Source organism: Streptomyces sp. NPDC059851 (assembly GCF_042732005.1).
GTDB lineage: Bacteria > Actinomycetota > Actinomycetes > Streptomycetales > Streptomycetaceae > Streptomyces.
Window position 1 is genome coordinate 24,466 of record NZ_JBHWJJ010000092.1, and the last position, 9,101, is coordinate 33,566.

8 protein-coding genes and 1 pseudogene are annotated in these 9,101 nt (G+C 72.0%); 4 read left to right on the forward strand and 5 right to left on the reverse strand.

Going from position 1 to position 9,101, the window contains the following annotated elements; genetic code table 11:
* Positions 1 to 61: 61 nt before the first annotated feature.
* Positions 62 to 568 (reverse strand): annotated as a pseudogene (locus tag ACFV7Q_RS26655) (hypothetical protein); the annotation flags it as partial.
* A gap of 148 nt (positions 569 to 716) precedes the next feature.
* Here ACFV7Q_RS26655 and ACFV7Q_RS26660 point away from each other — a divergent pair.
* Complete coding sequence (locus ACFV7Q_RS26660; protein WP_385431979.1) at positions 717 to 1,943, forward strand: SMI1/KNR4 family protein; 1,227 nt, start codon at positions 717 to 719, stop codon at positions 1,941 to 1,943.
* 208 nt (positions 1,944 to 2,151) lie between these two features.
* Positions 2,152 to 2,586, forward strand: coding sequence for an EF-hand domain-containing protein (locus ACFV7Q_RS26665; protein WP_385431981.1), 435 nt, complete (start codon positions 2,152 to 2,154; stop codon positions 2,584 to 2,586).
* Between the two features lie 239 nt (positions 2,587 to 2,825).
* On the opposite strand, the gene ACFV7Q_RS26670 is transcribed toward ACFV7Q_RS26665, so the two are convergent.
* Both ACFV7Q_RS26670 and ACFV7Q_RS26675 read right to left on the reverse strand, forming a co-directional pair.
* A complete protein-coding gene (locus ACFV7Q_RS26670; protein ID WP_385431982.1) occupies positions 2,826 to 3,593 on the reverse strand; it encodes an NPP1 family protein in 768 nt (255 codons plus the stop codon).
* Between the two features lie 204 nt (positions 3,594 to 3,797).
* Complete coding sequence (locus tag ACFV7Q_RS26675; protein ID WP_385431984.1) at positions 3,798 to 4,745, reverse strand: NmrA/HSCARG family protein; 948 nt, start codon at positions 4,743 to 4,745, stop codon at positions 3,798 to 3,800.
* Positions 4,746 to 5,001: 256 nt separating this feature from the next.
* Here ACFV7Q_RS26675 and puuE point away from each other — a divergent pair, with 256 nt between their 5' ends.
* Positions 5,002 to 5,916: an allantoinase PuuE gene (gene puuE, locus ACFV7Q_RS26680; protein WP_385431985.1), complete on the forward strand. Its 915-nt coding sequence runs from the start codon at positions 5,002 to 5,004 to the stop codon at positions 5,914 to 5,916.
* 493 nt (positions 5,917 to 6,409) lie between these two features.
* A complete protein-coding gene (locus ACFV7Q_RS26685; RefSeq protein WP_385431987.1) occupies positions 6,410 to 6,742 on the forward strand; it encodes a hypothetical protein in 333 nt (110 codons plus the stop codon).
* 478 nt (positions 6,743 to 7,220) lie between these two features.
* On the opposite strand, the gene ACFV7Q_RS26690 is transcribed toward ACFV7Q_RS26685, so the two are convergent.
* Both ACFV7Q_RS26690 and ACFV7Q_RS26695 read right to left on the reverse strand, forming a co-directional pair.
* A complete protein-coding gene (locus tag ACFV7Q_RS26690; RefSeq protein ID WP_385431989.1) occupies positions 7,221 to 7,979 on the reverse strand; it encodes a DsbA family protein in 759 nt (252 codons plus the stop codon).
* A gap of 310 nt (positions 7,980 to 8,289) precedes the next feature.
* Positions 8,290 to 8,997 carry a TetR-like C-terminal domain-containing protein gene (locus ACFV7Q_RS26695; protein ID WP_385431991.1) on the reverse strand — a complete coding sequence of 236 codons (708 nt, stop codon included), beginning with the start codon at positions 8,995 to 8,997 and terminating at the stop codon, positions 8,290 to 8,292.
* Positions 8,998 to 9,101 lie beyond the last annotated feature (104 nt).

A 9,101-nucleotide genomic window follows, 5' to 3' on the forward strand; every position in this document is an offset into this window, starting at 1 on the left:
GGCCGCTCCCCCGGCCGCACCGGTCCCGTCCGGGGGCGCAGCCGTCCCACCCCTGGTCGGGGGGGAACCACTGCATCTCCGGGAGCGGCGCGGTGCAGGGGGCTTGCTCCAGGTAGGCCAGGTGCCGCAGGAACCGGCTGAACACCGTCGCAGCGGGCTTGGCCGCATCCGGCGCCGGCCGGGTGCCGCTCATCGCGGCGAGCAGCTCGGGCGCGCCCGGCGCCGCCGCGCCCGCGGCGTCCACCCGCAGGTACCGGGCGACCCGCTCGGCCCCGTACTGCAGGACCGCCTCGGAGACCAGGGCCCGTATGTGGTTGCAGAACCCGCCGCGGGCGCCGCCACAGGGACGGTTGTTGTTGGTGCTGCACGCGTACGCGTACGTCCGGGTGGCTACCGACGAGACGTACACGCGCTCGATGTCGGACCCGCTGGACACCACGCCCTGGAGGCGGCCCTCGGCCAGCTCCACGAACGGTACCTTCGCGAGCTTCCGCACCCGTGCGGGCGGCAGCACCCGCACGGTGCTCGACCTCTCCCGATCTGACAATGCGCCATCTCCTCTGGGCACAAGGGGGTTTCCCCGCCGACCCGGCGGGACGTGATCGAACCTAGCCCCGACCACTGACAACGTCCCGCGGCCGGTGGTCGGGAACCGTGTCGGACCCCTGTGCTGTCCTTGATCGAGTGACACCGGTACGGAGAGGGCGGAGCACCCCATGACCCGCGAGCAGTGGAAGCAGTTCCTCAAGCGCTGGAGCGAGGAGTGGGTCGACGCGCACGACCCCGAGCGGGACACGCCGCTGGCGGCCGGGGTCGCGCAGGAGCGCTGGCTCGGGTTCGCCCCGGCGGGGGCGGAGGAGATCGCGGCCGCCGAGGCCCGCCTGGGCCGCACGCTGCCGCCCTCGCTCCGTGAGTTCCTGCTGACCACCGACGGCTGGCGGGACGCGGGCGCCTTCATCTACCGCCTCGCGGGAACCTCCGAGCTCGCCTGGCTGGCCGACGCCGATGACTCCGGCTGGATCGCGGCCTACAGCGACACCGAGTTCTGCGAGGACGACGAGGAGCCCGAAGGCGAGATCATCGCGCGCTCCCTGCGCCTGTCCCTCGACGGCGACGCCGCGGTCATGTTCCTCGACCCGGAGGACGTCGACGAGCGCGGCGAGTGGGCCGCCTACTGGCTCGCCTCGTGGTCGGGCAGCGGCCCCGAACGGTTCGGCTCCTTCTACGACCTCATGTACGACCAGTACGTCTCCTTCCACGCCCTCCGCCGCCCGGCGGGCGCCACGCGCGACCACTGGGACGCGGAGGTCGAGAAGGCCCGGCTCGCCGCGCTCGGCGGAGCGGTGGAGGCGCCGCTGGCCGTGCTGGAGGAGGCGTCCCGGTTCGGCAACGACCGGGCCCGACTGCTGCGCTTCCAGATGCTCGCCCTGCTCGGCGACACGCGCACCGTCCCCCTGGACCGGGTCGTCGTCGTCGACGAGGAGCGGGTGGACTTCCTGCGCGCGCCCCTCTTCACGCGTGAGCTGCTGCCCCTGGTCCACGCCGAAGAGCAGCAGGCCCCGCTGTGGGGGACCACCACCCTGCAGCGGCTCAAGGGCTGCGGATCGGAGGAGGTCCGTGCGGTGGCCCTCGACTTCGACCCCGACGTGTTCGACCCGAACGCCCTGACCTACGGCAACCCGGAGTTCGACGCGGCGGTGCACCGCATCCTCGACCGGCTGGACGCCGACCCGGACTTCCCGCGGCCGCAGGAGGAGACCGGGCGGCCGCGTCTTCCCGAGTCCCTGTGGCCCGAGTTGCGGGCGGCGGTGGAGCTGTGGCGCCCGGTGGACGAGGACCACGTGGCCCCCGTGGTACTGCTGGCACACCCGGTCCTCGCGGAGCTGATCGCCGAGGAGCGGGGGCGGGAGATCCTGTCGATGCGCCGGGGTCCTGAGCGGTAGGGTCCTGAGGCGAGAGGCCGCCGGCACGGCGATCGGCCGAACGAACGCGCCGAGCCACGAACGGATGAACCTGCCCGGTCTTCGACGTGCCGGGAGACGGCTCGATGTGATCATCGGGGAGACGAAGCCGCTCGGGCCCTCGGGTGCCTCGGGTGCTAGCCAGCGCGGGGCGGGCATGCTCGCCAAGGGGCAGACAGGAGTGGACCACATGTCGGGAGCAGGCGCCGCCACGATCACCGATGCGGCGAAGCGCCGCATCTTCGCCATGCTGGACGCGGACGGCGACGGCGTCGTCTCCCGAGCGGAGTACCTCGCACGGGTCGACCGCGCGGCCTCGGCCCTGGGCCGTGGGGCCGACCACCCGGTCGTCAGCGCCGCCCGGCGGGCCCATGAGGTGGTCTGGCAGGACATGGACGCCGACCGCGACGGCCGCGTGACCTTCGAGGAGTACCGCACGTGGGCCGGCTACGACGCGTTCGAACGGTCTTGCCGACCTGCCTTGGGTTCGCTGTTCGACATCGCCGACCTGGATGCCGACGGCTATGTGAGCCGGGACGAGTTCGTCCGTCTGCGGGTGGCGGCCAGGAACACGGAGGAGGCCGCCGCCGCGGCCTTCGACGACCTCGACACCGACCGCGACTGACTCGTCGACCGCGACGCCTACCTCACGGGCATCCGTGACTTCGTCACCGCTGGTGCCTCCGCCATGGCCGCGGCGTACGGCGGGGCCGCCGCCCGGTGATCGACCCGCACCGTCCGTGAGCGCCCCCGGCGGAAAGATCCCGCCCGCTACCGGCAGAGCGGCCGGAGCGTTCCGGAACCCGCCGGACGGCAACGGTGAACCGAACCGGAGGACGGGAGCGCGCAGGCGCGCGCTCGCAGTCACCGGTACGGGTCGAAGGGGATGCCGGCCGGCTTGGCCTCGGCCAGGTGGGACTGGAAGGAACCGTCCTTCAGGCCGAAGTGTGCGCTTCCGAAGTCGGCCTGGCTGAGCTTGTCCCGCAGGGTGGGAGGGTAGCCCGACCAGCCGACGAGTGCCGGGAACTGCCAGGCCCGCCCGTGGTTCTCCGGCGGTTCGTCGTTGTTGTTCGCGGCACGGAAGCAGTGGGTGCTCAGGCCGTCCTTGTGATAGACGATCTTGGGGTGGGTGCCGTCCCAGCGGATCTGGTCGCGGCTGTGGATGGAGAAGTCGCCGTGGGCCGACGTCGCGACGTACTTCGCCTCGTCGTTCTGGATCCACACCACCACGTGCTCCCAGTCGTGGCGGTGGCCACCGAGGCTGATTCCGGGGAGTGCCTGGTCCTTCTCGAAGTACAGCGCGTACATCACGGCGCACCAGCCGTTGTTGCAGGTCGCCCGGGAGTACCCGTTGGTGTTGTCCAGGTCGGCGGCGTCCCGGCAGTTGCCGTCCAGGGCTCCGGTGGGTTTGAGGCCGCCGTTCAGGGAGCCGTTCGGGCCTATCGCGGGTGTCGGGTAGCAGCCGTCGGTGTCGTAGTCGTAGGCGGGCTGGAAGTCCAGTTCCATCGGTTCGGCATTGACGGGCAGTGCCGGTGGCGGAGCCGCGAACGCCGTCTGGGGGACGCCGACGAGCAGGGCGAGCGCGGCACCGACGACTATGCATGATCTTTGTATGTGACGGTTCGTCCGCAAAGCGGGCCTCCCGGCCAGTGGGGGTGAGGGTGAGGTCCGAGCCCGGGCACCGCTGGGCGGCACGCCTGGAGCATCATTCGCGAACCCGGCCGACAGGGCAAGGGGCGGGACGACAAACCACTGGCCAGCATGGCGAGTTGGGGCGGCACTGTCATCCGATGCGGTGTCTTTCAGCAACGGTGACGGTGCGCCAGGGACGATCGGTCAGGCCAGGTGGAACTGGTGGCGGTGCGCGAACAACCAGGTCCTGAAGTCCTGGAGACCGGGGTGGAGGGCGCGGACGGAATCGAGGTCGCGGGCGGCGGTGAAGGCGTGCTCGCAGTCGGCGTAGTACTGGAACATGTTGCCGGCCTCGTCCGCACCGGGGAATCCGAGCGCGCGGAAGGCATCCGCCGTCAGGGGCCGGTACCGCACCGGCTTCCCGAGGACGTCGGTCATGGCCGCCGCCATGTCCGCGACGGACAGGTGCTCGCCGGCGATGCTGATCGTGGCGGCGATGAAGTCGGTGCCTCCCTTGAAGATGGCCAGCGCCAGCTTGCCGATGTCGTCGACGGCGATACCGGAGAGCTTGCTGTCACCCATGGGATAAGTGAGCTCGAACGTCCCGTCCTCGCCCGGGTGGGGGGCGAACATCGACAGCAGGTTCTCCCAGTAGAACGTCGTCCGCAGGAAGGTGGTGGGGACGCCGTCGTCGGTGAAGAAGTGGTCCGCCTCCGCCTTGGCGTCGAAGTGCGGCACTTTGTACGAGCCCTGCAGTGTGGGCATCCGGTCGTCGTCGAGCGGAATGCACTCGCGCGTGTCCTCCAGGGTGGACCAGATCGCGTGCTGCACGCCGGCGTGTCCCGCCGCCCGGGCCAGCGCCTGCGCCTGCGCCTGCTCGTGGGTCGCGGACATGTCTTCCCAGAAGTTGGTCACCAGGAAGGCGCCGTAGACGCCTTCCAAGGCCGACTGCAGGCTCGCCTCGTCATCGAGGTCGGCGCGGACGACCTCGGCTCCGAGCCGTTCCAGCTCTCGCGCCCGGTCCGAATCCGGCCTGCGGGTCACGGCCCGCACCGCGAAGCCACTGTCCACGTCCTCCAGGACGGCCCGGGCCACGGACCCGCCCTGATGCCCCGTCGCGCCGAACACGGTGATGATCCGCTTGCCGTCCATCGCCAGCACCTCTCTCCTGCCGCAGCCGCCCACAGAACCTGGTAGCGAAACCTACGGTCGGGAAAGCCCACATCCATGCCGCACACGCCGACACGCCCCCGCAAGAGGCCCGGTGGGCACCAGGGTCTTCATCCACGCCACTAGCGCCGGGTACCCGCCGAAGGCGACGCCGCCCCGCTCGCCGGCCCGGATGCGGTGGCCGGGCCGTCCGCCCGCCTCCACGGCCCCGCGACGGATCGGCGGTAGGGTGCGGGCCGTGTCCGAGCAACAGCGCGATCGCGACCTCGTCGGCTACGGCGCCGAGCCGCCGCATGCCGCCTGGCCCGGCGGCGCGCGCGTCGCCGTCAGCCTCGTCCTCAACTACGAGGAGGGCGGGGAGCAGAACGTCCTGGAGGGCGACCCCGCCTCCGAGGGCTACCTCCACGAGCTCGTCGGCGTGCCGCCCGTGGAAGGCGGGCGGGACCTGAACGCCGAGTCGATGTTCGCCTACGGTTCGCGCGCCGGCTTCTGGCGCATCCATCGCACGCTCGCGGCGCACGGCGCGCCGCTCACCGTGTATGCCGTCGGTCAGGCGCTCGCTCGCAACCCGGACGCTGCTCGGGCGATGGGCGCCGCCGGCTGGGAGGTGGCGAGCCACGGCTGGCGTTGGATCGACTACCGCCACGTGCCCGAGGATGCCGAGCGCGCCGACATCGTCCGCTCGATCGCGACGATCGAGCGGCTCGCCGGACGCCGGCCCGTCGGCTGGTACACCGGCCGGACGAGCCCCCACACGCGCCGCCTCGTCGTCGAAGAAGGCGGCTTCCTCTACGACTCGGACGACTACTCGGACGATCTGCCGTTCTACGTCGAGGAGGCCGGCCGGCCGCACCTCGTGGTGCCGTACAGCCTGGACGCGAACGACTTCAAGTTCCTCATCGTCCACGGCTTCACCACCGCCGACGACATGCTCGCCTACCTCGTCGACACCTTCGATGCGCTCCACGCCGAGGGCGCCGACCGGCCGCGCATGATGAGCGTCGGCATGCACGGCCGGATCATCGGCCGCCCCGGCCGCATCCGCGCCCTCGACGGCTTCCTGACCCACGTCGCGCAGCGCGGCGGGGCGTGGGTCGCCACGCGCGAACAGATCGCGCGTCACTGGCTCGCCACCCACCCGCCCCTGCGCTGAGTCCCGACCACCGCCCCGACCCACCGGCACCGCGCGCGGGCTGGATGGTGCCGCCGGCCGGGCTCGCTACGTCACCGGACTTCTTCCAGGAGGCCCCCGCCTGAACGGCGGGCCGAGCACTGCGCCGATCAGTCGGCGGATCTCCGGCATGGTCACGTCGACCGGGTCTCCGCTTCGGGCCGGGCGGCTCGCATCCACGTCTGGTCGGCCTCGCGTCGTCGACTGCCGCGGCAAGGGACGCGTCGCGTCGGTGCGGCGCTGCTCCGTTGGCTGTTATGTGCGGCGCCTGCGTCACACCAGTGCCGTGCTCCCTCCCGAGGAACAGCCGGCCCGGGGCTCCCCTCCCCCACCGCTCCGCGGTCGCACCGGGGCGCGGGCGGGGTGACGATGGGAAGGGCGGCTCCGACTCCCTGCCGCCCGACACCGCGCTCCCCCGCTCCCCGGCGGGAGGTCCTTCCCGCGGCTACTCGATTCCTCCCGGAGAGGAAGAACCATGACCCGGCACACGCGCCTCCTCGCCCTCAGCGCCCTCGTGGCCTCCTCGCTCCTCGCAGCGCCTGCAGCCCTGGCGGCGACTCCGCGGTCCCAGCCGGCCACCGCCCCGGCCGCGACCTGCTCGGTCTCCGGCGTCCTCGAAAACGGCAAGGTGCACCTCTCCGGCGGGGGCTTCACCCCGGGTCCCGCATACGTCTACGGGTCGGCGGGCTTCGGCGCGACGGTCGAGATCGCCCAGAACGGTGGATTCCAGATCATGAACATGCCGCCTGCGCAGTACAGCGTCCGACAGGGCGGAGAGCTGACGCAGTGCAGCGGATTCAGCGGCTAGGTCGCCGCGAGCCGCTACGGAGGTCCGCCGAGAGCAGCGGCGCACGGCCCGTGCTGCCGACCCCGCGTCGCACGGGGTCAGTCGCCGCCGCCTCCCCCTCCTCCGCCGCCGCCTCCGCCTCCGCCTCCGCCGCAGGAAGAGCCGCAGGAGGAGCCGCTGCCGCAGGAGTCACCTCCTCCGTCGAGCCACGACGACCGGCGCCGCCGTGACCGCCCGCGCCCACTCAGTACCTGGAGGGCCAGCACGACGATCACCACTGCAATGGCCAGGATTTCCATGGAATGCCTCCGTTCCCCGTCGCGGTCCGTGTGCGAGCACGATGCCCCGCCGAGGAGTGCTTCCACGCCCGGGTTGAGCGAATTCAGAGCTTCCCGGCACATCCGGGCGAGCTCGCGGGTGTCCTCGGGCGGCGGTCGACGCCGGCACACCCCGGGTGTGCGCCGCCCGGGACTCCCACGGGAGGAGGCGCAGACGTCGGTCAGGCTCCCTTCACCGCGACTTCCCGGGCCGGCAGGGCGTCCACCACGGCCGGGGTGTCGGCGGCCGGGTGGTCCGCGTACAGGGCGTCGAGGAGCTCGTCGGCCCAGTCGGTGCTGTAGGCGTCCAACCTCGGGAAGCCGCCCTCGTACGGGGAGCGGGTCCAGGTGAAGGTGGCTCCGGGGTTGTGGCTGGCGTAGCCGTCGGCGGCGAACAGGTGCGGGCTGCCCTGGATCCCCGGTCCCTGCGCGGTCCGCCACTGCTCGTAGACCTCGGCGCGGCCGCTGCCCCGGGCGAGGGCCGCTGCGAGGGCGTCGGCGTCCACGTGCTCGCACTCCTCGGCGAGGTCGAGGATCACCGAGTGGATGCTGATGCACTTGCTGTCGACGTAGAACGCCTTGCGCAGCGCGCGGTCCAGTTCGTCGCTGCCGCGCAGCCCCCCGACCGCCGGGTCCTTGGCCGCCTGGACCGCCTCCATGGCGGGCAGGGTCGTGACCGGGTAGGTCTCCGGCCGGCCGTTCCACAGCCGCCAACCCAGCTCCGGGCGGTGCGAGCCGATGGCCATGATCTCCGGGTCGACGATGAACTTGGGGGTGGGCTCGCTGTTGAACAGCTCCAGCGGGAAGGCCCGGTGGTCGATCTGCAGCGGCAGTTCCCGCCGTTCGGTGGCGGCGTGCAGGGTGTGCAGGGCGAGACTCGCCCACGGGCAGCCGATGTCGGACCAGACGGTCACCGTCGGGCTACCGGAGTGCGTCAGCACGTTTCCTCCTGGGGTAGTGCGAGGCGCCCGGCCGCTTCGCTGCGGCATGGCGCACGCCGATCACAACCCGCCCCGGGCCCTCCGGTCCATCACCGCCGGGTCACTTCGTCAGGTGACCGGTGCCCGTCGGAGCCCCGGCGCAGTCCGGTGCCCCGCAGGCTCCGCGGTGCACCGCCGCCCGCGAGTGGCCTCTGCCCGTCCCACTTCGGTGGAGAAGGCGGCATCGGCTCCGAAGCGACCGCGAGGCGGAGCGGCGGAGCACGGAGGCCTGCGGGGCGGCTGTCGCCCGTCGCCTACGGGGCAGGACGGCTCAGGCGCGGGGGTCCCCGTCCAAGGGAACGGTGAGGCCGATGCTCTCGGCCGCCACTGCGACGGCGTAGTCGAAGAACGCGGCCTCGTCCTTGACGCTGTCGTGGGTGCGGTTGAAGACCTGGAAGACCAGGAGTCCGATCAGATTGCTCCACAGGACGATGCCGCGCTCGATGACGTCCGAGAACGGGGCTTCGGGCACGCCGCCGAAGAGTTCGACCGCCGCCGGCAGGAGCAGCGGCGTACCGGACAAGGCGCGTCGCGGCGGGGTGAGTTCACCCGCCGCCAGCGCCGATCGTACGATGCCGGCGAGCACCACGGGAGTGCGGGAGGCGGGCATGACCGTGTCTTGCGGGGCGTGGTAGCCGGGCACGGGCGAGCCGTAGACCAGCGTGAACTCGCCCGGGTGCGCGAAGGACCACTGGCGCAGCGCACGCGTGACCGCGAGGAGGCGCGCGCCCGACGGGGCGCCGGCTTCCAAGGCGGCCCGGTCGGCCTGCTCCATCGCAGCGGCGGAGGCGTCGTAGGCGTCGATGACCAGTGCGGTCAGGAGGTCGTCCCGGTGCGGGAAAACGGCCTCCACGTCGGCGAGGGCGAAGCCGCCGTCCCCGGCCACGGCGGCCAGGGACAGTCCTGCAGCGCCCAGGCGCGGCAGCAGGTGGCGGGCGGTCTCCTTGATCACGGCATCCGATATCACGTTGTCTTCCATGCCGGAACCTTGACGTGCTCCCTGGCCTAAAGTCCAGGGATTCCGGCGTGGGTCGGCTGACCCTTCCGGGGGCTTCCTGCTTCACCGCGCTGTGCGGGCACGTG